This window comes from Pseudoalteromonas sp. ABE4_541 (assembly GCF_056312285.1).
On record NZ_JBSVEM010000006.1, the window covers coordinates 160273 to 183832 of the forward strand.

Annotated in this window: 16 protein-coding genes; 11 read left to right on the forward strand and 5 right to left on the reverse strand. The window is 43.7% G+C overall.

Going from position 1 to position 23560, the window contains the following annotated elements; all coding sequences use genetic code 11:
- Positions 1–205: 205 nt before the first annotated feature.
- The 5 genes from ACW689_RS08070 to ACW689_RS08090 all read left to right on the forward strand — a co-directional run bounded on the left by ACW689_RS08070 (position 206) and on the right by ACW689_RS08090 (position 3873).
- Positions 206–757 carry a LysE family translocator gene (locus ACW689_RS08070; RefSeq protein WP_476290145.1) on the forward strand — a complete coding sequence of 184 codons (552 nt, stop codon included), beginning with the start codon at positions 206–208 and terminating at the stop codon, positions 755–757.
- Between the two features lie 65 nt (positions 758–822).
- A complete protein-coding gene (locus tag ACW689_RS08075) occupies positions 823–1791 on the forward strand; it encodes a substrate-binding domain-containing protein (protein WP_476290147.1) in 969 nt (322 codons plus the stop codon).
- A gap of 476 nt (positions 1792–2267) precedes the next feature.
- Entirely contained in the window at positions 2268–2633 is a 366-nt protein-coding gene (locus ACW689_RS08080) for a hypothetical protein (protein WP_476290149.1), read from the forward strand.
- 70 nt (positions 2634–2703) lie between these two features.
- Positions 2704–3258 (forward strand): hypothetical protein, encoded by a 555-nt coding sequence (locus ACW689_RS08085; RefSeq protein ID WP_476290151.1) that lies wholly within the window; start codon positions 2704–2706, stop codon positions 3256–3258.
- 267 nt (positions 3259–3525) lie between these two features.
- Entirely contained in the window at positions 3526–3873 is a 348-nt protein-coding gene (locus tag ACW689_RS08090; RefSeq protein WP_476290153.1) for a hypothetical protein, read from the forward strand.
- Between the two features lie 31 nt (positions 3874–3904).
- On the opposite strand, the gene ACW689_RS08095 is transcribed toward ACW689_RS08090, so the two are convergent.
- Positions 3905–5455, reverse strand: a complete 1551-nt coding sequence (locus ACW689_RS08095; RefSeq protein WP_476290155.1) for a response regulator — start codon at positions 5453–5455, stop codon at positions 3905–3907.
- 127 nt (positions 5456–5582) lie between these two features.
- Here ACW689_RS08095 and ACW689_RS08100 point away from each other — a divergent pair, with 127 nt between their 5' ends.
- From ACW689_RS08100 to ACW689_RS08110, 3 genes are all read left to right on the forward strand, one after another.
- Entirely contained in the window at positions 5583–11174 is a 5592-nt protein-coding gene (locus tag ACW689_RS08100) for a two-component regulator propeller domain-containing protein (RefSeq protein WP_476290157.1), read from the forward strand.
- A 105-nt stretch (positions 11175–11279) separates the two neighbouring features.
- Complete coding sequence (locus tag ACW689_RS08105) at positions 11280–12101, forward strand: 3-deoxy-manno-octulosonate cytidylyltransferase family protein (protein ID WP_476290159.1); 822 nt, start codon at positions 11280–11282, stop codon at positions 12099–12101.
- A gap of 34 nt (positions 12102–12135) precedes the next feature.
- The gene (locus tag ACW689_RS08110; protein WP_476290161.1) at positions 12136–12777 is read left to right on the forward strand and encodes a histidine phosphatase family protein; all 642 of its coding nucleotides are present in this window, start codon (positions 12136–12138) and stop codon (positions 12775–12777) included.
- A gap of 47 nt (positions 12778–12824) precedes the next feature.
- On the opposite strand, the gene katG is transcribed toward ACW689_RS08110, so the two are convergent.
- From katG to ACW689_RS08130, 4 genes are all read right to left on the reverse strand, one after another.
- Positions 12825–15035 (reverse strand): catalase/peroxidase HPI, encoded by a 2211-nt coding sequence (katG, locus tag ACW689_RS08115; protein ID WP_476290163.1) that lies wholly within the window; start codon positions 15033–15035, stop codon positions 12825–12827.
- 150 nt (positions 15036–15185) lie between these two features.
- A complete protein-coding gene (locus ACW689_RS08120) occupies positions 15186–15563 on the reverse strand; it encodes a VOC family protein (protein WP_476290165.1) in 378 nt (125 codons plus the stop codon).
- An 89-nt stretch (positions 15564–15652) separates the two neighbouring features.
- Positions 15653–16045, reverse strand: coding sequence for a YbaN family protein (locus ACW689_RS08125; RefSeq protein ID WP_476290167.1), 393 nt, complete (start codon positions 16043–16045; stop codon positions 15653–15655).
- A gap of 101 nt (positions 16046–16146) precedes the next feature.
- On the reverse strand, positions 16147–17370 hold the full coding sequence (locus ACW689_RS08130) for a porin (RefSeq protein WP_476290169.1): 1224 nt from the start codon (positions 17368–17370) through the stop codon (positions 16147–16149).
- Positions 17371–17555: 185 nt separating this feature from the next.
- On the opposite strand from ACW689_RS08130, the gene ACW689_RS08135 reads away from it, so the two are divergent.
- The 3 genes from ACW689_RS08135 (at position 17556) to ACW689_RS08145 (ending at position 23524) form a co-directional block, all read left to right on the forward strand.
- Positions 17556–19514 carry a methyl-accepting chemotaxis protein gene (locus tag ACW689_RS08135; RefSeq protein WP_476290171.1) on the forward strand — a complete coding sequence of 653 codons (1959 nt, stop codon included), beginning with the start codon at positions 17556–17558 and terminating at the stop codon, positions 19512–19514.
- Positions 19515–19634: 120 nt separating this feature from the next.
- On the forward strand, positions 19635–20486 hold the full coding sequence (locus tag ACW689_RS08140; protein ID WP_476290173.1) for a D-hexose-6-phosphate mutarotase: 852 nt from the start codon (positions 19635–19637) through the stop codon (positions 20484–20486).
- A 176-nt stretch (positions 20487–20662) separates the two neighbouring features.
- Positions 20663–23524, forward strand: coding sequence for a TolB family protein (locus ACW689_RS08145; RefSeq protein ID WP_476290175.1), 2862 nt, complete (start codon positions 20663–20665; stop codon positions 23522–23524).
- Positions 23525–23560 lie beyond the last annotated feature (36 nt).

A 23560-nucleotide genomic window follows, 5' to 3' on the forward strand; every position in this document is an offset into this window, starting at 1 on the left:
CTATTTACGAGTAGACTGATTAGCGATTAGACTGGTGTAAGTCTAATGTTTGGTGATCAGCTAGTATGCTTGTAATTTAATATTGGGCTTTGCGATACTTAAAAACGATAATAAAAGTGAATGAATTCATGATAGATGTATCAATCTTGCCGGTTTTTTTATAGCTGTTTTCTTTCTAGCCATTTCTCCTGGCCCTGACCTTTTATTGCTCTCTAGCTACTCCTCAACACGTGGTTTTATACCTGGCCTAATGCTAGCTGTAGGTATTTTTTTGGCTGGCATTATTCAAACTACATTGGTGGCTTTTGGGCTGGGTCAACTTATGCAAGCGTTACCCCCATTAGTTGTGGGGGTTAAAGTTGTTGGTGCGCTTTATCTCATTTGGCTGGGTGTGGGTATGTTAAACGCTTGGCGTGATGGTGAAATTAGTCATGGGGAGGTTGTTAAAACGATAGATAGCCATCGAAAGTTAGTTTTGCAAGGGCTGCTGAGCAACCTAGTAAACCCTAAAGCACTGCTATTCTTTAGCTTATTTTTACCCCAATTTACCGTGACACAATTACCTATGGTAGGGCAAATCTTCACTCTCGGGGTGATATTAAGTACACTCACATTGTTTATAAATGCAATGTTTGTTCTTTCTTTTAGTAAGTTATCGACTACTTTTAACAAAAATGCGCGTTTAAGTCGTCATGTGGATGGTTTACTTGCGTTGGTTTTTTTTGGTTTAGCGGCGCGCTTGGTAACGAGTAAGTGATGCAAGTGGTTAAGTGCGAATTCTTGAAATTAATCAAGCAAGCGCTCCTTTTGCTAGCATGTTTAATGTGGACAGTGTTTTCTTGCACGGTCAATGCAAATATTAAAATTGGGGTAGTCGGTAAAACGAAAAATGATAGCTTTTATCAAAAGTCTCATCGTGGGTGTGAGGCGTTTGCTGAGACTCAAAAGGAACTTGAATGTGTGTATGATGGCGCTGATGATTATCAAGATGTTCGCACTCAAGTACTGATTGTCAATGATTTAATCCAAAAGGGGGTCGATGGCTTATTGATCTCCACGACAGATTCCTTCTATTTAGTTGAAGGCGCACTGAAGGCTGCATTTAAGAAAGGTATTCCTGTGGTGACCTTTGACTCAGATCTGCTAGCTCAACATAGGCAATATCGTTTGGCATATGTCGGAACTAATAACTTCGATTTTGGCAAGGCGCTAGGCGAAGTTGCGAAAAAGTATAAGCGGGAAGTAATTCAATCTATTTGTATCCAATCTGGACATCAAACCACCCCAAACTTGAATGAAAGGATTGAAGGCGTTCGTTTTGCTTTGTCAGGCAGCAGTGAGCGATTAACGGGAACAAGTGGCTGGGTCGAACACCCTCGTTGTCCATTGTTTACCATGGGCAGAAGGGATGATGCTTTAAAGCAGTTAGTGAGCATGATAAAACTCCCTAACTCTCCAATATTTTTGGCGGTAGCTGGATTTGCACAGTTTAATCCTGATTATATGGAAACAATTGAGCCTTTTAAGAAACAAATACAAAATAAACAAATCAGCATTATTTCTGCTGATACAGAGCAGCTGCAATTAGAGGCTTTAAAAGCCAGTTTATCCAGTGAGAATGTCGGGCAAAGACCTTTCGAAATGGGTATGAAAGGCGCTGAACTGTTGTATCATTTCATTGTTAAAGGGCAACGACCTTTTAAAGATCAATATTACTTGGATTATCATTACTGTTTGCCTAAGAAGCTAGAGCACTGCACAGATAGAACTATGCAAGAAATGCAAAAGTGATAAGTCAGAGACTTTGTTTCACTGTTTTGTGTTCGCTTTATCTGATTTTTATTTGTATTAATTTTATCTTGAAAAACTTATTCAAAATCGTTGCGTTACATTAACAATGTTCTTGATTTAAGTGTGACCAAATAAATGATACCCTTAATCTGAGATACATCTTTCTATTGCCAGTTATGTAAAGAAGTTCTAACATCTCTGCGTGCTTTGTTGCTAATTAGTGTATTTGCTCACAGCTACCAACATAAATAGCTGGTGTTTTTTTTGATCAAGATGTGTTTTTAGCTTATCGCAATTGAGGTGTGGTTGATTTTTGTATTGGCGAGATTTGCGATGATATTGGGCATTACAATGTATGGCTTAATGCTTTTTAAAAAAATTCCAGCAAGAGACATGATGCGACTTTTTAGGATGGCTCTACCTTTGTTATTTTTGTGCTCATTAACTTTGTTTCAGCAACACACGGAGGTGTCAGGATGCAACCACTAATCATTGGTATTGTGCTTATGGTTATCTCGTTTGGACTTGTATTGATGGCTATCATACATGGGCAGAGGAGACTTAAGTTTGAGCAGGGGATCCGAAAAATCTTACTCGGAAAAAAGGACGATGACTCCCCACCAGAAGAGCTGCAGAGTCAAGCCTACCATATTATGATGGAACTGGGCGAAGCACTTGAAAAAGATGAATTTGCTCAACAAAAAGGCGTCAAGAAGGCTTTATCTAAAGTCACTGAATTACACGCGGAGACCTCCGAGTATGAAGTTGATGAATATGAAGATCATGATTTTGAGAATTCTAAGCAAGGGAATAAGAAAGCCAATTTGAAGGTGATAAAATAATCGTAATATGCTTTCGAAAAAACAGTTCTAACCATACCATTTGTGAGCGCGTTAGAGTAGAAGAGGCAAGATGAAAGCGCTGTATGTTCCCATTAGTGATGTTACTTTAACGCTTCAATATATCTGCTTTATTGTTACCTTGTTTATCTATTGGGAAAAGGCCCCCTCTATCTCATTGTTAAAAGGGCACACACTAAAATCATCAGAAGAGCATTTCCTATATTCCTTTTTCATTGTTTCTGGGGCTGCACTTTTTTTTGGGGCTCAAGGTCTTCAGATTGGCTCTGAACTTATCGCCTTACAAATAGATGTTATCGACAGAAGAAAGCTGTTTTATCTTGCTTTAATGTGTAATGGCTTCTTGTACCTTTTAACACTGTATGTGGTACACCGAATAAAGGGTTGTAGCTTTTCGAGAGAAGCGAGAGCGATTATGTATCTTGTGCTAACTGGGTGTAGTTTGAACTTTACTCAATTGGTTTTAAGAGGGTATTTAGACATACACGTACTCTATGAGTACAACATTTACGGTATCGCAATCGTGATAGTGAATACGTTAGCGTTATACGTATTAGCTGGTTACCCAGTGCGCTATTTATATGGCAAATTTATTGCTATTAAGTAGAGTTTTTCTGCTATTTCATAAACTTTGGTATGGCTATAAACAAGTAACCTACTAACTCAATACTGATTTATAAAGTTTTTTTATCATTTTTATAAGATAAAGGGTTCTATTTATTAACTTCTGGGTTAATATAAATATCTTCATATACACCCTCAAGAAAAAAGCATATTTTTGATGGGGAAATACAATTGACACCCGTTTAAAAGCGGGGTTAATATTTGGTAAATATTTTGTTCTTTAGTTTGGCGCACTTGGGAGGCGTATTATATGCAGCCGTTAATTATAGCTTTTGTTGTGATCCTCATCGCACTTGTGTTGGCGGTTGGGATGATAGTGCAAGGCCATGGTTGCAATTGGTTAGAGCAAATTGTTCGACGTCTCTTTTCCAGTCGTAAACAAGAAGAAAACGTGCCTGAAGACTTACAAAATACTGCTTACTATCTGGTTATGGAACTGGGTGAACTGCTTGAAAGTGAAGATGATGTAGAGCAGTATTATGGTGTTAAAACGATTTTTAATCAGGTGAGCGCACTTCGGGCTGAAACATTAGCTGATTCTACGCAGATTCCGCTTAGACCAACCCCCACCCCCTCTTATTTAAAAGTGATCAAGTAGCCCTTCTGTCATTATTTAACCTTGGGTGCGATTATTTACCCAAAGGTAGGTGTATGTAAACTTCGGTGCCAAGTTCATCGTCTGTGTGAAAGTCTATGCTTCCGCCTTGTACCACGCATAGCAGTTTAGCTGTGTAGGTGCCCATTCCCATATGATGCGGTTTGCCATGGCTGACAAACTTATCAAAAAATTGCGTTCTTACTGCTTGTGGAATTGGATCTGAATTCTTAATAGTAATAACCACTTGCTCATTGCTTTGGGCTGCCCCAATGTGAATGATTGGGCTATGCCTTGAGGCTTCAATTGCATTTTTAAGTAATTGGCTGAGCAATGTATGGGTAAGCGTTAGCTCCCCATAATACTCGAGATATTCTGGGACATCTGCTTTGACATGGCGTTGCTGGTGTTTCAAGGTTTCTGAAAAGCTGGCCAACACATCATCAATAACAAAGGCTAGGTTATGTGATTGTGGGTTTAACGCATAATCATTACGCTCAATTTGGGTCAATGCAGATAAACCATCAAGGTTTAATTGCAATTGAGTGCAGTGTTGCTGAATTGCTTGAATGCAGTGTCTAGCATGATCTGGCTGGTGCAGATTGTCGGCCAATTGTTCGGTGGCTTGTTGTATTTGTGTTATTGGTTTAGCCAATTCTGTTTGGTTCATGCTATCAAATTCATCCCGCAGCCGTGCATTTTCTAGCATGGTATCAATTTGATTACGCATCAGACGATTCGATTCAATACTGCGACAATGGGCTTGGACTCTTGATTTGACGATCGCAGGGTTGGCGGGCTTAGTGATATAATCCACGGCCCCTAACTCTAAACCGCTGACAATATGTTCGGTTTGTTCTAATGCTGATAAGAATATCACGGTGATATGCTGTGTATTGGGGTCTTGTTTTAAACGCCGACATACTTCAAGCCCATCCATTTCAGGCATCATAATATCGAGTAAAATGATGTCAGGTTGAGGTTCTTTATGACACAGTTGTAACGCTTTTGCGCCGTTGAGTGCGGCTTTTACTTTATAGTCCTTGCGCAAAATATCGCTGATCACTTTAATATTATCGGCGACATCATCAACGATGAGTACCTGTATTTGCTCATCAGCTGCATCTTCAGCGACGTTTTGCTCATCATCTCGATAAGTCCTTACGGGGCGAGTGAGTGCTCGCTGAATACGTGATTGAAGTATTTTGCTGGAAAAGGGTTTGACCACAAATTCAGACACACCACATTGAATGGCTTTAACAACATGGCTTTGCTCTATGGTTGAAGAGGTCATAAGAAAAGGGGTGGTGGCAGTGCGTGCTGTTGTGCGTACGTGCTTTAAAAATTCTAAGCCAGTTATATTGGGTAGTTGCCACCCGGCAATAATGAGTCCGACATCGTGATATTGTAATTTCTCAAGCGCGTCTTTGCCATTTGGACTCTGTATGATTTTAACATTGCCTAGCTCTTTGACAACTTGAGTGATCATGGTGCGGATGGTGTCGAAGGGTTCAACAATTAATACGCAAAGAGGTTTGGTTCTATCGGTCATATCAGCACATAATTGGCAACTTAGTCTTTTCATTGTAATCGCTTAAAGCTCAATCGACGAGCGGTGCAGGGTAAATATCCTTTATCACTGTTATAATTTAACTTTATTGCTATATCCGCTAAAGCATCACGATGGTTATGTGGCCAATTAGGAGTATTGAGTGATAACGCTGCATCCTTTCAATTCATGCATTAATTTATTTGCTTATTGTATTTGCCTTGTACTGATATGCATATCAGGCAACACGCTAGCACTAGGTCGTGGCGATTTAAAAATAGAACACATCTCTGCTTATAATGGTCTCTCTAATCCCCAGATTTACGCATTGGCTAAAGATCCTCAAGGCTTTATGTGGTTTGCCAGCGCTGATGGTGTTATGCGTTATGATGGCTATCAATTTGTTACTTTTAAACATGACAGGCAAGATCCTCATTCTTTATCTGCCAATAGCGTGGCGACCATTTTATTCGACAGTCAGGGTCGCTTGTGGGCTGGCACTTGGGGTGGAGGGCTCAACCTATTCTTAGATAATCAAACCTTCAAACACTTTCGCTTTGATGAGCAAAATGGCAACACACTGGGTTCAGATAAGGTGCAAACACTTTTTGAAAGTAGAGATGGCACTTTATGGGTTGGCACTAACGGCGGTGGACTTAATCAGTTATTGCCTGATCAGGAAAGCTTTAAGCGCTTTAATTATGCAAAACAAGACCCTCACCACGAAGGGAAAAACCGAGTTTGGAGTATAAGCGAAGATAAGCAGGGATTGATCTGGGTAGGGACGTCCCATGGACTGCATTATCTCGATAGAGACAGTGGTCAGATACATAGTTTTGATACGAGTACCAGCAAGCTTGATCACAATGAAGTACGACAAGTCTCATTTGATGAACAAGGGCGTATGTGGGTGGCAACGAGACGGAGTTTCGGTCTTTTTTCGCCAAGGACAAGACACTATCAAACATTTGACTTGCCCTCAGGTGGGCTACCGAGTGTTTCCAGTATTCAATATCAACAAGGTGATATCTTGTTGTCTACTTTTGCAGGTGTGTATCGATTTTCGGTGATGCTGCGGGAGTTCATCAAAACGCCACATGCGAAGGAGCTCGCGTTATTACCCAGTCGGGATGTACGTGAGGTGATGGTTGATGAAACAGGATTGCTTTGGGCAGCAACGCGATATTCAGGTGTTATTAAAGTGTATCCGCATCCACCCATTTTTAAATCTCACCGAGATTACTTACAGAATTATTTATTGTCAGGACTATTTCGCCAAGTGCAGAGTATTGCGAAGGCGTCGCAGGGAGGGGTATGGCTGGGAACAGGGCGGGGCCTTGTTCATTTTGATGGTGAAGAGCGGTTTACACCATTTGCTCGTTCTCAGGCGTTGACAGAAGACTACCGGTTGCGTGTGCATAAGCTGGCACGGGATCAAAAAGGGCAATTATTTGCAGCTACTAATTTTGGCTTGTATCAGGTGGATGAAGTTGGCAAAGAGCTGAATGTGGTTGAGTTGGGTTGGTTAGACGAGGTGAGGCATGGCGTGGATGACCTTACTTTTGATGACACAGGGGCTGCATGGCTTTTGTTGACGGGTCAAAAAGGGGTGATACGTTGGCATATCGGCACGCAAAAGCCTGAAACGATTTTGCCTCACGTCGAAGCCAATTTTTTAGTTATCAGCACTGATCAGCATGTCTGGGTTGGTACGGATGGTGAGGGGGTATATCGGGCAAATTTGGATGGTTCAGAACCTGTGCAATTTGTTTCTCACAGTGACAATGCGAGTCTAAGCGACAATTATGTGAGCGCAGCGATGGAACATGCTGGCAGAGTTTGGTTCGCAACCAGCGGCGGTTTGACAAGCTACGACTTGCGCAAAAAACAGTTTGCCCGTTATACCCACACAGCATCAGATGTGCCACTCAATATAAAATCTATGATTGCTGATAAACAGGGTTTTTTGTGGTTAGCGACGAGCACAGGCATATACAAGCTAGATATTGATAGGCAAGTATTTCACCACTTTACCGTGAATGATGGTTTGGCCAATAACCACTTTTTGGCGCGCGCTCAGGTCATGTATGAAGATGAGATCATTTTTGGAAGTGTGGATGGTATTACCCGCTTTAAGCCAACAGAAGTGATCGCAAATGGTAAAGCCCCTAAACTGATGTTCACGCAAGCCTGGGTTGATAATCAGCGACTCGCCAATGTATCACAAGCAATTACCCTGCGCCCTAATGAACATACTTTAACAGTGCATTTTGCTGCATTAGATTATCAAGCAACACAAGATAACCGTTACCGTACTTGGTTGTATGGTTATCACTCAACTTGGAGTGATATTAGCGCTGATCATACTGTCACCTTTAGAGATCTTCCTCCTGGGGAGTATGAACTGCGATTGCAAGGGAGTAATAACCATGGTGTTTGGAATCGTGAAGGTATCGCGATACGGGTCATTCGAGTTCCAGCATGGTATCAAACGCGTTGGTTTCAAATTATCACACCTATTTTATTTGTGATATTGGTAGGTGCAATAATAGCTTGGCGCTTCAAGCGTTTGAGTCTTGCCAGTCAACGATTAGAGCAAAAAATAGCGCAAAGAACGCAAGATATACTGGTGCTTGGAGAGGTAGGAAAAGACGCCGCAGCTTCTCACGATATGAAGGTGATCTGCCAAACCATCTATGATCATATATCCACTACAGTGTCTTGTAATTTATGCGCTGTTGGCATTTATCATGCAAAAACTCAGCAGATCGAATATATCTTTGCTGAAAAAGAGGGGCGTTCATTTAGTTTGTTAGACGCATATGCTTACGAACAAAACTCACCAGATACATATAGCATTCGTTATGAACGAGAGTTTTTTGCCGATATACCCGAGCGCTGGCGTGATTATGCTTTGAGCGCAGCTGATTGCGTCAATGGTGAACAAACAAAAACAGCTTTTTGTATGCCGCTTATTGTTGATAGGGAAGTGGTTGGTGTTTTAATGGTGCAGTCGGATGAAGCACGGGCGTATAGCGAATCACAGCTCAATATATTACGTGTGGTTGGTAACCATTTGGCTGTGGCGTTAGCTAATTCATTGTCTTACGGTGAACTTAAAGATGCAGAGCAGAGATTAGAGCTTGCTATGCAAGGTGCTAATGCGGGCATGTGGGAATGGGATAGTGAGCGAGATATGTTGGTTACTAACAACATTTGGTCAACTATGCTTGGGTACTTGGATGGGGAATTGGAATCTAAATATGGAACCAGCTCAACGCGATGGCGCGTATTGATCCATCCTGATGATTTTGCTCATGTTGAGCAAACGTTAGTGGCGTACTTGAAAAAACAAACGCCAATGTTTCGCTGTGAATTTAGAATGCGTACTGCTGATGAACAGTGGAAGTGGATCTTGAGCATTGGTCGGCGAGTTTATCGCGAGGGACGTCAGCAAATAAAAGGTATTTTTGGCATTAATATGGATATTTCTGATGCTAAAAAGTTGGAAAATGCACTAAAGCACGCCAAAGAGAATGCGGAGAGTGCCACTCAAGCTAAATCTGATTTTTTATCCAATATGTCTCATGAAATTCGCACGCCGATGAATGCGATTATAGGTATGAGCCACTTAGTGTTGGACACAGAGCTTAATCGAAAACAGCGAAATTACGTGGAAAAAATTCATCGCAGCGGTGAATCTTTGCTCGGGATCATTAATGATATTTTAGACTTTTCTAAAATTGAGGCGGGCAAACTGGAAATTGATAAGGTGCTCTTCTCTATCGAAGATGTTGTGTCTCATAGTTTAGACGTTTTAGCTATCAGGGCACAGAAGCAAGGGTTAGTGCTCAACGTGTCTATCGACCCGAATATACCTACTCGTTTGCGAGGAGACCCGCTACGTATCGGTCAAGTGTTGTTGAATTTAGGCAGTAATGCAATCAAGTTCACCGAACGGGGGGGACACGTTATCATCAACGTGACTTTGCAAGCGGTGGAATCACAACAAGTGGTACTAGCGTTTGCGGTTATCGATTCTGGCATTGGTATGAGTGAGCAGCAGCAGCTGCGTTTGTTTCAGTCGTTTAGTCAAGCTGATACCTCAATCACTCGAAAGTATGGTGGAACAGGGCTTGGGCTTGCCATCAGTAAACAGCTGGTGGAATTGATGGGCGGGCAGATCCAATGCCAAAGTATGCCGCAGGTGGGGAGCACTTTTTCCTTTACTGTGCAATTAGAACAATGGCAGGAATCCTCACCTTCGATATTGCACACGAACATTCAAACTGCTTTAGTGCTAGATGATGACCAATATGCGAGTCGTGCTTTAAATGCTTATTTAGAGCATAGTGGCATTACAACCAACTGTATTGCGATTGGTTCATTCACGCAAGTTGAAGGCGGTTTATCTGACTACGATGTGATTTTTGTCGATGAAAAGGCACAATCGGTATTAGAGCGTATTGAGCGAAAGCCAAAAGCAGACAGTGGTGGGGGCCCAGTTGTTATCATGTCGCTGTACGATGCTGACTCTTCGGTATATCAGTCTTTCGAAGAAAAAGGGTTTAGCCTGATCAGCAAGCCGATTTTACCTTCTTCGCTCTATCGGTGTTTAGAGCAAATTACTCAGCAACAAGGAGACGATAGCCAAACAAATGATACAAAGATGCTTGTTGAGCCACTCGCGGGTATGCATTTATTATTGGTTGAGGACAATGAGCTCAATCAGGAGCTAGCCGTTGCACTATTGGTGAAGCATGGTGCGCAAGTGCAAGTGGCAAGCAATGGTTTGCGAGCATTAGAAATACTTGAGGAAGAAACATTTGATGGCGTGTTAATGGACTGCCAAATGCCTGAAATGGATGGTTATGAGGCCACCAAGCGGATCCGTGCTCAAGCAAAATTTTCTGATCTACCTATTATAGCGATGACAGCGAGCGTCACGATTGATAACCAAACGGCTGTAAGGGCACAAGGGATGAGCGACATTATTTTTAAGCCTATCAATGTGGCAAAAATGCTCTCGACGATTGTGCAGTGGGTGACCCCAAGTCATCCGAAAAGCAAAAGTTACCAAACGCACGCACCTTCGGTATCTAGCGAACAACTTGGTGCGTTTGAACATATCAGTGGCCTAGATGCCAAGGCAGGGTTACAAGTAGCGGATGGTGATTTTGCTTTGTACACCCAGTTATTGCAACGCTTTGTGAGTAAACAATGCGGCTTTTTAGCCGAATTCAAAACCGCATTAAACAACGAACCTCAAGATCCACAAGGTCCTCAAAGAGTGGCGCATATCTTAAAAGGCACAGCAGGCAATATTGGTGCGCATCAAGTGCAAAGGCTGGCTGGCGAGCTTGAGCATGCATGTGTTGGCAAGGTACAGCCCATAACGTCTTATGCCAATGAGCTCAATCAGGTGTTGATGCCACTGATAGAGGCGGTTAGCCAAACATTGGAGACTATAAATCCAGTGATTGAGTGTATCGATGAGTACCCATCTGAGGATAACAGCTTGGTCTTAGAAAAGTTACAGTCTTTAAAGCAGCTAATTGAAGACAGTGATACCGATGCCATAGACGTCGTGGAAGAGCTATTTGGGCTATTACGCGCCGCGCGATTTCAAGGGGCGTTAGAGTGTCTTACTCGCGCATTGGATGATTATGACTTTGAGCAAGCCAGCCATTTACTAGATGAACTGACTACCGTATGGCAGCGAGAAGCGTATTCAAAAGAGGAACTCAATGAGTAAACGGTACTTTTAAGGGGGGACAATTACGTTTTATAATGGTGATAATGGCAGTGTGATATTCCGCTTAAGCTGCGCCGATGCGAATTGAAAATTAAGGACTTTTTAATGTCTAAAACGCTGATTGTGATCCCAGCACGTTATGGAAGCACTAGACTTCCTGGTAAGCCACTTATAAAACTAGCTGGCAAAGAGATGTTACTACGTGTCGCTGAGACGGCGCGCTATGTATGCGCTTCACGCACTGAGTGCGACTATGTGGTGGCGACCGATGATGAACGTATATCGAGTTTATGTCAGCAGCATCAAGTACCGGTGATAATGACTTCTGAACAGTGCAGTAGCGGCACAGAGCGTTGTTTTGATGTGCTCAAACAACTGCCAAATAAACCTGATTTTGTTGTTAACTTACAAGGTGATAACCCATTTTGTCCACCTTGGTTTATCAGTGCCTTGATAGACTCTTGGCAAAATAGCAATGTGGGGGAAGTGTTTACGCCTTACGTTGAATTGAGTTGGCAAGAGCTAGATAAGCTAAGAGAAGTGAAAAAAATCACCCCATTTAGTGGCACGACAGTGCAAGTGACGAGCGAGCAATTGGCGCTCACATTTAGCAAGAACATCGTTCCTGCGATCCGCAAAGAAGACCAGTGTCGCACGCTCAGTGATATGTCCCCTGTCAAGCGTCATATCGGCTTGTATGGCTATACCAGTCAGGCCCTAGAAACTTATTTCTCTCTGCCTGAAAGTGTTTATGAGGCGGCAGAAGGGTTGGAGCAAATGCGCTTTTTAGAAAATGGCATTGCCGTGAAGATGGTTGCGGTTTCCTATCAGGGACGAACTGGTATGAGTGGAGTTGATAGCCCAGAAGACATTGCTCGAGCTGAAGAGATCATTGCCCACGATGGCGAATATGATCTGTGTTTATAAAAAGCGTTTGGTTAAACACAATAGGTAACAAATAATGACGACACGTTTAATCGTGGTAAGACACGGCAATACTTTTTTACCCACAGATACGCCGACACGTGTTGGTGCTCGCACGGACTTAGACTTGGTTGAGCAGAAAAAAGGCACGGCTATTGGGGAGTATTTGCGCTCGAGTAAATTGGTACCAAATGTGATTTACAGTGGACCATTGAAGCGCCATGTTCAAACTGCGCAGCTTATTTGTAAGCCTTTGGGGATCGATGGGCAGTCAATCCAATTCGAGTCATTCTTGAACGAAATTGATTATGGGCCAGATGAAAATCAGGTCGAGGAAGCTGTGATGTTGCGCTTAGGTCAGGGAGATATGGCAAAAGGTAAAAAGGCGATTGACGATTGGAATCAATACGCAAAAGTACCAGATGGATGGCTAGTTGAGCCGCACGACTTAGAGCAAGGTTGGCATGCTTTTGCGACTAATGCACTTGAAAAGCACTTAGGGCAGACGGTATTACTCGTCAGTAGCAATGGCCTGATGCGCTTCAGTCATGTATTGGATAAGCAATTTGCGTTTAATAACTTGAAAGTGCCTACGGGTGGTATTTGTATTTTTGAAAACCACACCGGCAAGCGCGACGATTGGCAGTGTTCTGAGTGGGGCAAAGTGCCTGGTAAGTAAGGCTTCAAGAGCACGGAAGCTCCGTGCTCTAATTGACGATAACTGGGTTATTGCAAGTCGAATCTATCCGCGTTCATGACTTTATTCCATGCCAGAATAAAGTCTTGTACAAACTTAGGTTGATTGTTCTGGCAGCCATATACCTCGGCTATAGCACGCAGTTGAGAGTTGGAGCCAAAGATCAGGTCGACTCGTGTGGCCGTCCATTTTTTTTCTCCTGTTTGTCTATGGTAACCTGTGAATGTATCCGCGCTATCATTGTCGGCACGCCATTGAATGTCCATATCAAGCAGATTTACAAAGTAGTCATTGGTTAAGGTGCCAGGCTGATGCGTGAATACACCGTGTGGACTTTGCTCATAATTGGCATTTAAAGCACGCATACCACCGACAAGTACGGTCATTTCTGGTGCGGTGAGGGTAAGCAGTTGAGCTTTATCTAACAACAGTTCTTCAGCGCTCACATTGTAGCGACCTCCAAGGTAATTTCTAAAACCATCGGCGATAGGCTCAAGCACTTCAAAAGACTCAGTGTCGGTCTGTTGCGCTTGGGCATCTGCCCGCCCAGGGGTAAACGGCACAGGTGTTTCAATACCGGCATCTTTCGCTGCTTTTTCTATGGCTGTTGCGCCAGCAAGAACGATTAAATCAGCCAAAGAAACCGCTTTGTTGGTGGTTTGAGATGCATTGAAAGATTGTTGGATCTGGCTCAAAACAGACAACACTTTCTGTAATTGTTGTGGTTGATTCACTTGCCATTGATTTTGCGGTGCTAAACGAATTCTTCCCCCATTCGCACCACCTCGACAATCAGACCCTCTGAAAGTAGAGGCTGAAGACCAAGCGGTGTAAACCAATTCGGAAATGGTTAAACCACTGCTGAAGATCTGAGCTGAGAGGAAGTCAATATCGCGTTGGTCGACTAGTTCGTGCTCGACAGTGGAAATAGGGTCTTGCCAAATTAAATCCTCATCGGGTACTTCTGAACCCAGATAGCGAGATTTGGGTCCTAAATCGCGATGAGTGAGTTTGAACCAAGCGCGGGCAAAGGCATCTGCGAATTCATCTGGGTTGTCATGGTAACGTTGGGCAATCACTCGATATTGAGGGTCTTCGCGCATTGCCATATCTGCGGTGGTCATCATAATGCCCGCCCGTTGATTCGGGTTATGCGCATCTGGCGCATGATGGTGAGCAGCAAGATTCACCGGCACCCACTGGTTAGCGCCAGCAGGGCTTTTAGAAAGAGTCCAATCATAGCCCAACAATACCTCAAAATAGCTGTTGTCCCACTGAGTTGGGGTGGGTGTCCAAGCCCCTTCAATGCCGCTGGTAATGGTACTTGCGCCTTTACCTTCACCATAGCTGTTGTGCCATCCAAAGCCCATTTCTTCGATGGGTGCGGCTTCAGGTTCAGCACCCACATGTGTGTCGGCCCCTGCACCATGGCATTTACCAAACGTATGCCCTCCTGCTGTGAGGGCAACTGTTTCTGCATCATTCATCGCCATACGTTTAAATGTTTCGCGGATATCTTTGCCTGATGCAACTGGATCTGGATTACCATCGGGCCCTTCTGGATTAACATAGATCAAACCCATTTGTACGGCGGCGAGTGGTTGCTCCAGTTCTCGACCATCACTGTAGCGACTGTTGTTTAACCATTCTTTCTCAACGCCCCAGTAAACGTCTTCTTCGGGTTCCCAAACGTCCTCACGACCACCCGCAAAGCCAAAGGTTTTGAACCCCATTGATTCTAAAGCAACATTTCCAGCCAAAATGAACAAGTCAGCCCATGAAATGCTGTTGCCATATTTTTGTTTTATAGGCCAAAGCAAGCGTCGAGCTTTATCTAGGTTGGCGTTATCAGGCCAGCTGTTGAGTGGGGCAAAGCGTTGGTTTCCCGTCGCTGCACCTCCTCGACCATCGGCAGTTCGATAAGTGCCCGCGGCGTGCCAAGCCATTCGGATCATCAGCGGACCATAATGACCAAAGTCTGCCGGCCACCAATCTTTGGAGTCAGTCATTGCATGGTTGAGATCTTGTTTAACGGCTGCCAAATTTAACTGATTAAATGCCTTTTTATAGTTGAATCCTTCACCCAAAGGGTTGGACTTTTTATCATTTAAATGAAGAATTTTTAGGTTTAGTTGATTGGGCCACCAGTCGGTGTTTTTGGTTCGTTTATCACCAACACGCGTATTACTGCCGTGCATAACGGGGCATTTAGCTGCACCACTTTGCTTGCTCTTGTTCATGCTTTATTACCTTAACAGACCGTTATGCGAGTACAGCTACAGCTGTTGCCGTCATATGCGTACGCGCAATGAAGAGTATTGATAGTAGTTTAGACTATCAGGATAAAGTTGCTATGAATCGTGCAGTTAGCAATTTGGTGCGCAGGTTGGTTAATCTTTTCGCTCAACTCGCCATGGCGGGTTGAGTCGGTTTTCTCCCGCCCAATAAAGTATGATTTGATTTCCACTCGGATCGGCCAGTTTTGCTTCGCGCCACAAATAACGTTTATCTTCTGGCAACTCTTTAAATATAACGCCTTTTTGTTGTAGCTGTTGCACCCATTTATCGAGCTGTTCGTGCTCGAAGTACAGAGTTGCACCATTGGTAAATGTATCTTCTGTCAATGATAGAGAAAAAGTAGCCCCATTTGGGCACTCAAAACGGGCATAGTGTGGTGTATCAACAATTTGCAAAAATCCTAGTTGTCGATAAAACGCGCAGGCGTCGTCCATGTTATTCACAGGTAATGTGATTTGATTTAAGTTCATATGAGTCTTGTCGATAGAGGGTAACTGCACAACAGACTAAATGTTAAGCGTATCAATAGGCAAATTTAATGTGTAACAGGGTGTCAGTTTCAATTGATATGATTAGGTGGGAATGAAGGTTTGGAAAAAATATAAACAAGTACCAAAGCTTCACAGCCAGCAACGCACAGTAAAACCCAAATAGGCGGTTGACTAAAAGCAAGGATAATAAAGCCAAGTAGCATCCCCAAGGCTGCGCCGTATTTCCCCTTAGGTGGGATCACCTGATGTGCTTGCCACTGTTGCAGCGAGGGACCAAATTGCTGGTGTTGCAAGAGCCAGTTAGCGAGTTTTGGATTAGAGCGAGTAAAGCACGCAAGCGCTAAAATGAAGAACACGGTGGTTGGCATAACCGGCAGCACAATACCCACAAAGCCTAGGGCAACAAAGGCGATGCCTGTAACGTGCAGCCAAAAACAGCGATTAAAAAGCTTATGTGCCATAGGTGTCTCTTTGTTACGTGATATTTAAAGCTTATCACAGCTTTAAAGCTTTGCGACTTTTTACGCCTGGCCTGCTTTGAATGCTAGCCTGGCGTGAGCGGTTAAAAATAATAACCAATATTAATATTGAAACGTTGCTCGGTATCATCGCTGTCGCCTGCAATAGAGCCGCCGACGAAAGGCTGGTTTTTAGCATTTACAAAATCAAAGTAAGTGAAAAAACCACCTGCTGCGACGGATACTCCGGTAACGTTCATCCATGTATCTTCGCTGTTATCAGACTTGTCGTAGATAATGCCAAAGTCATTGTAAAACTGTAATCCCGTGACCGCGCCCCACTTTATGGGTAGGCTATACGCTACATTGATATTAGAGCTAGTTGCTTGTGCCGCGATACTGTCGTAGAAGGCGTAAGCGCCCACGGCCATCCGCTCAACGTTATCTATGTCGTAGTCATATTCGCCGTGCTGAAGTTGGAAATTCCAAGCACCAATATTGGAGTTAACGTGAACAGCCCATGATTGATAGTCACCTTCGCGTTCAATACCGTTGTGCAACCCGCCTGTTTGTCCAGAAAAGCCGACTTCGGTCGTGCCACCTTTATGTTTAAAATGGTAGGCATAGCGTCCGGCTAGGGTGTTGTATTCGCCAAGCGGTTGCGTCGGATTGTCATACACACCGTCACCAGATTTACGATATCCAACTATGTCGTAGGAATAACGGTCGCTTCGGTCATCAACATAGCCGTCCACACCACCGAGTTCATCATTTTTGAAAAAGCCAATATCGAGCTGCCAGTTGTCTTTTAGTTTGCGTTTAAACAATACCCCTAAGTCATGGTCGTCTTCTAACCCAATGTAGTAGGTGGTATTAAAAAAGTAGTTGTGAGAGTTATATGGCCAGTTGCCAAAGGGTACTTTGGTGATCCCTGCTTGCACCTGCCAATCTTTCGCAAAGTCATAGCCAACATAGGCATACTTGATGGCACTCATGTAGTCGAAAAATCGGATCTCGGCATTAAGGGAAACATCACCAATTTCACCGGAGAAGTTAAACCGAAAAATATCAAAGTCGAAGTCGCCGCCGCGATTTTTATTGCCATCGTTGTATGATGTGTGGCTAAAGTTTGTACGCACGGCGCCGCCAACTTTTATGCCTGAACTTGATTTGCTGGCTTGTTTTTCTGACTTTTTTTCGAGTTGTTGGAGCTGCTTTTGCAGATCCGCCAATTGCTTTTTTAATTTCGCGATATCGGCATCATTATTTGCCTGCGCAAAGGTTGGTATTAAGCTCATTGCGAGTGCGAGAGATGTTAATTTATGCATGGTTACCCACTTTCAGTTACTGTGATAGTTACTTGTATGTATTAGGGTAGACCATTTTAAGGCCTTATCTCAACTAGGGAAGCCAATACATATTTTAAAATTCAGACGATTACGTTGCGTATGCTTGACCGTTTAGTGACTCGCTAACTATATTTTTATGAATGATAGTCAATGGTGGTATGGGTATGAGAATTTCGCAAAAGCTGCGCCTAGCATTTATTTCGGCCATTGCACTTCCCCTCATTATTATTGCAGGCTTGATGATTTCCCAAACGCGTCAAGCATCTTTGGACAACTTCACCGAAATGGCCAACCGTGAAGCGCTACAAATAGATAATGGTATTTCTATGTTTTTTGGGGAAATTGCGAAAAATGTTAACTATCTAGCAAGCCATCCAGATGTTGTCGCTGCTCGCACGGGTGTTGAAACCTACTTTGATAAAAGTGGGGCCACCAATCTTAGCTCTTTGAAAAACTCAGAAGTTGAAAAAAAAGCCTATCAAGTCTTTGAACTATTTGGTGATACGCATCCAGGCATTGCTTATATCTATATGGGCAATACAGAGGGGGGCTATATTCAATGGCCGCAAGGTGAAGTGAATGGGGGTTATGACCCAAGAACGAGGCCTTGGTATCAGACAGCAGAGCGTGGCGAAGGTGAAGCTGTACGCACCAATGCCTATTATTGGCCACCAGATGATATGGTGATTGTGTCAACTGCTAAGGCGATTATGCAAGGAGGAAGGATCATTGGCGCACAGGGGATGGATGTATCGCTGAATGACTTAACAACTATCGTTAAGAAAATCCGCTTGGGAGAAACGGGCTATCTCGTTCTGGTTGAAAACACGGGAACTGTGCTAGCTGATGCTAAATATCCTGATCATACTTTCAAGCCTTTTGATGAGGTAGCGGGTGGTGTTTTTAAAGGTTTAGCTGGTTTTGATTCGGGTTTACATGAAGTGACTTTGGCGGAGCAGGACTATTTTGCCAATATTTACACCTCAAAATCGCTCGGCTGGAAGTTTGTGGGTCTTGTTCAGAAAAAAGAAGTTATGGCATCGGCTAATGCAATGACAATTACAATAGTCGTGTTAAGCGCGATCCTCATTGCGGTATTTGTTGCTTTGGGGACTTATATATCTCGTTTGATATCAGGGCCCATCATTGAAGTCAGTGATGGACTCACTGTGATTGCTCAAGGGGGAGGTGATTTAACCCAGCGGCTAGACATTAAAACTAAGGATGAAACCGGTAAACTTGCCAATAGTTTTAATTTGTTTTTGAATCTGATAGCGCAATTGGTTACCCAAATCAATCAGTGCGCTCAGCAAGTTACCCAAACAGCGCAGGCAACTTCTTCGCAGGCGGTGGAATTGACAGAATCAACGGCACAGCAGCAACAAGCTATGGAGATGGCGGCTACCGCCATTAATGAAATGGCAGCAACCGCAAATGAAGTGGCAGCGAGTTGTGCCAATGCCGCAGAGTTGGCTTCGCAGACCCAACAATCTTCAGAAGTTGGACAAAGTGTGATTGGCGAAACAGTCGAAAGTGTTGCGCAGTTGGCTTCTGTGATTAATAACGCAACATCAGATATTACCCAGCTGGATAGCGAAAGCGAAAACATTATGTCTATTTTAAGTGTGATTAGAGGCATAGCTGAGCAAACTAACTTACTGGCACTCAACGCGGCTATTGAAGCTGCCCGTGCAGGAGAGCACGGTCGTGGTTTTGCTGTGGTTGCCGACGAAGTTAGGGCGTTGTCGCAGCGCACTTCAGAATCAACCGAAGAAATTGCTTCACAGTTAGATAAACTGCGAAAAATGACCGAGCAAGTTTCTCAAGAAATGAGTAAGAGCTTGGCGCGTACAGAGCAAACGGTGGAATTAACTCATTCGGCGCAAACCCAGTTCGCCGATATCACTCAATCAGTACAAACGATTAGTGATGTGAACATGCAAATTGCCACTGCGGCGGAACAGCAACAGCATGTTGCAGAGGACATTAACCGCAATGTGACGGAAATTAAAAATGCGGCGGATAACGTATCGGATGTGGCAAATAGTACTGCGCAAAGCGGTGAGAAAATGAAACAGCTTTCGAGCAAGCTCAGTGGTTTAGTCGGGCAATTTAAAGTCTGATTTTTGTATATAGTCTGCGGCCAAGGTGAGGATACTTCATTATTGGCCGTTTGTTGTTTACTCTCGCCCACCTTATTCGGTAATGTAATGCATAATCACATTTCAATAATAAGGTGAAATATGGAGTTATCGGCATCAGTCTCAATTTTACGAACTGACAGCGGTCTTGAATATATCAATGTTGATGGTCCAAAGTGCTCGGGTAAAGTTTTTTTACAAGGTGCGCAATTGACGGAGTATACACCTAAAGGAAAAAGGGGGTTGATTTGGGTATCGGCAGACGAAGATTATCAAGAAGGTAAAGCCATAAGAGGTGGTATTCCTATTTGTTGGCCTTGGTTTGGTGTACATGAAAACCCTGAATGGCCGATCCATGGTGTCGCACGTAAATTACTCTGGCGTGCTGAGGAAGTAATTGAAAAAGATGACTATATTTCAGTTAAGTTATCACTTCCAATGCGCTCGGTGGAGGAAACTTATTGGCCACATCACTCCAAATTGGAAGTGGAGTTTCGTTTTGCTGAAGATTTGAAGGTTAGTTTAACAAACACTAATTTGGGTACTCACGCATTTAGCCTAACGCAAGCACTGCATACTTATTTTCCTACCTCAGCCATTGAGCACACGACAGTGGACGGTTTACAAGGAGCTCAATTTATTGAGTTTGGCGAAGGGCCGTTTGAGCAACATGATATTGTGAGCTTTACACGAGAGACCGATATGGTTTACACCCAAGCAAAGGGAACGCAAACAATCAATACGCCAGAGGGCATTATTGAAGTGTCGAGAGAGAACTCAAGCTCTTGCATCCTGTGGAATCCATGGATTGAAAAAGCCAAGCGTTTGAGTAACTTTCGCGACGATGAATATCATACGATGTTGTGTTTAGAAGCGGCTAACGTGATGGATGATAAAGTCACGGTTGAACCAGGGCAAAGCCATACTTTGACAACTACGCTTCGCTGGTTGTAAATATCTCGTTTCGTATCCTGAAGATCAACACGTATTAATCTTCGGGATACGAGCAAACCTATCACGCCATCAAAGCTGTTCTGCGCGCTTTTATGTAACAATTGCAAACACTTTCACACACATAGCACCCATATCTTTGGCATACTAGTGTTATGCATAAATAAAAATGATAAATCATGGATTTCGCTAAAATCATCAAAGGGTGTTTGTTCATTATCTGTATGTGGGTTTTATCACTTAGTGCCAGTCCAAACTGGCATACAATCCACACTGAGCACTTTAACGTCCATTATTCACAAGGGCATGAACAATGGGCTCGTTCAGCCGCGACAGAATTGGAAATTGTACGCGCTAAAGTATGGCAACAGCAGCAGCGAGCCCTAGATAAGGTTGCTGATGTTGTTGTCTTTGACCCCTACCATGCTGCCAATGGCTTTGCTTTACCTAGTACAGGGAATCCACTGATGGCGCTTTTCACTACGCCACCGCAATCGGATACAGTGATCGCCAATATGGGGAGTTGGCAACAGTTATTGATCTTGCATGAGTACATCCATTTGGTCCATTTGTCTCAGCCTAGTCGACATAGCATGAAGCAATTACTAAGAAACATATGGGATGTGTATGACGTTGCACAGGCTGTTATGCCTAGATGGGTCGCTGAAGGCTATGCCACCTTGATGGAATCAAAAATGACGGGGCGGGGTCGCCTTTACGATAACCACAGTGAAGCAATTTTAAAAGAGCTTGCTCAACAAGGGGCATTGTTATCTTACGACCAGCTCAATTCGGGTAATGAAGAGTACATGTCTCAATCAATGGCCTACCTTCTGGGAGGACGGTTTTTAGCTTGGCTGGAGATTCAGTACTCTGAGCAAACGCTAGATGCAGTTTGGACGCGTATGCACGCAGTACAAACGCGAGATTTTGAGCAAGCCTTTATAGGCGCATTTGGGGAGCATCCAGGCACACTTTATCGACGTTTTATTGCTGAATTTACTTATCAAGCAATGGCAAAAGAGCAAGAAGAGCCTGCGCTGTCAGCCACACTATGGCAAGACTATGCGTTTGCTGCGAGTAGTCCCACCGTGTCACCCGATGGCAGTATGCTAGCGATTGTTGAGCGTGATAAAAAAGAGCGTGTTTGGCTTAGAGTTTATGATACGGCAGATGACCATGAGGCTCAGCAACGTTTTATTGAAAAACAACAGGCTGTATTGGCTGAGGACCCGAGCGATATCGCCGATATACCACCAAAAGTATTTGCGAAAAAGACGCGCTTTGAACTCGAACCAACGAACTTTGCGGGTATTCGCTACCCACAATGGGTGGATGACGAGACATTGTATTTTGTGGCGTCTGTTACTGATAGCCATGACAACCATGTCCGTAGGGGTGAGTTGTTTAGTTGGTCATTGACTACGGGCAATATCGAACAACTTACATATAACGCAGGCATACGGCGTTTTGCGGTAAAAAATGACAAGCGCACAGTTTATGCTGAACAAGTCGAATTTGGCTTTTCCCAGTTGGTAAAATTGGATTTAGTTACAGGTCAAAAACACAACATGGCGCATAAGAAGCTTGGTTTAGCCTTTGATTTTCCGGTCTTAAGTGCGGACGATAAGCGGCTTGCTTACCTAAAAAGAGATTTAAACCAGCATTGGCAGTTAAGCATCAAAGATTTACAAAGTGGTGAGTTGATACAGGTGCCCATGCCAAAAGGGTATCAATACCTTAGCCAGCCACGTTGGTCGCGCCAAGGGAATGAACTTTACTTCGTGGCAGGCGTGCAAGGTAATGTTGACTTATACCGCTATGAATTGTCGACTCAGGCTGTGTATCGATTGAGTGAGGGCCAGGCTATGGTCAGTTACCCCTTACCTTTGCACTCGGGTGAACTGCTGTTCTTATCCAGTCGTGCAGAAGGAGTGGATATGTATCAACTGCCAGCGACATGGCGTGGTACTTTGGTGAATGACCTAGCAGTAACACCGCAAGCTAAGCGTTTATCATCAGCACCTGTGCAGTTGCCAGACGCACAAATATATCTTAATAACAGTGCTGCACAGGCATACAACCCTTGGCAGCAGAGTACCTCTTTCGCTATGGGTTTAAGTCACTATGCAGCGAGTACGTCGTTATTGGATTTTGCTGTAAAGGGGTCCGACTTTTTAGAGCGGCTTAGCTGGCATGCGGGTGTTGCCTATGATCTTGAAAATGAAGCCTTAAAAGGTGGATTTATAAATATTCGTTACCAAAATGAACAGCTTAAATGGGATACTCAGCTATTTGATTATGAACTGACTACGCATAAGCAATCTTCATTATCAGCCCATGTTCAGCAGCAAGAATCAGGCATTTTTAGCCAAATGAGCCACGTTACACAGTGGCAGCAGCTGAAACTGATTGCAAACGTGGGTGGCCTGTATGCGCGCCAAACACACAATAACCGTAGAGCAGACAATCACTGGTGGCGTATGGGATTAACGCAGTCTTGGCAGTATGATAGGCAGTCATTTGCGGTTGGACAAAAAATATCGGCAAGGTGGCTATCAGGGGAAGCTCATGGACAGAGCTGGCAAGGCCATGACTTTTCCGCCCACCTTTTTGGGAAGGCATTTCATATGCCGCTATATGTTAACTATCAACAGAGCAAACGGGATACTGATTTGTTGAGTTTAGGTGGCTTTAGTTCGTCCCTTTTAACCAATGAACGAGAGAGCCATATTATTTATGCGCCTGAGTTACCTTTCTTTTCAACACAGGGGAGGGAGTATCAAGGGTTTGGTGCTGGATTGAGTTGGCAAGAGAATGCGCCATGGGTTTATTACATGCAACATCAGATGGATAGTCAGATATTTGCACAAACTTACGGCATAAAATGGTCTCAGCGTTTTAATGGCAGTAGTTGGCTGGCCAAATTCTCTCCTGCAGGGATAAGCGATTTACGCATAGACATCGGTTTGGGCCGTGTCGAAAGTGACACTCTAAACGATGATAATAGAGTGTGGTTGGGGTTTTGGTATGACTTGTAAAAACAGGGGTTCAGCTGCTTTTTCAAAACCCTGAAA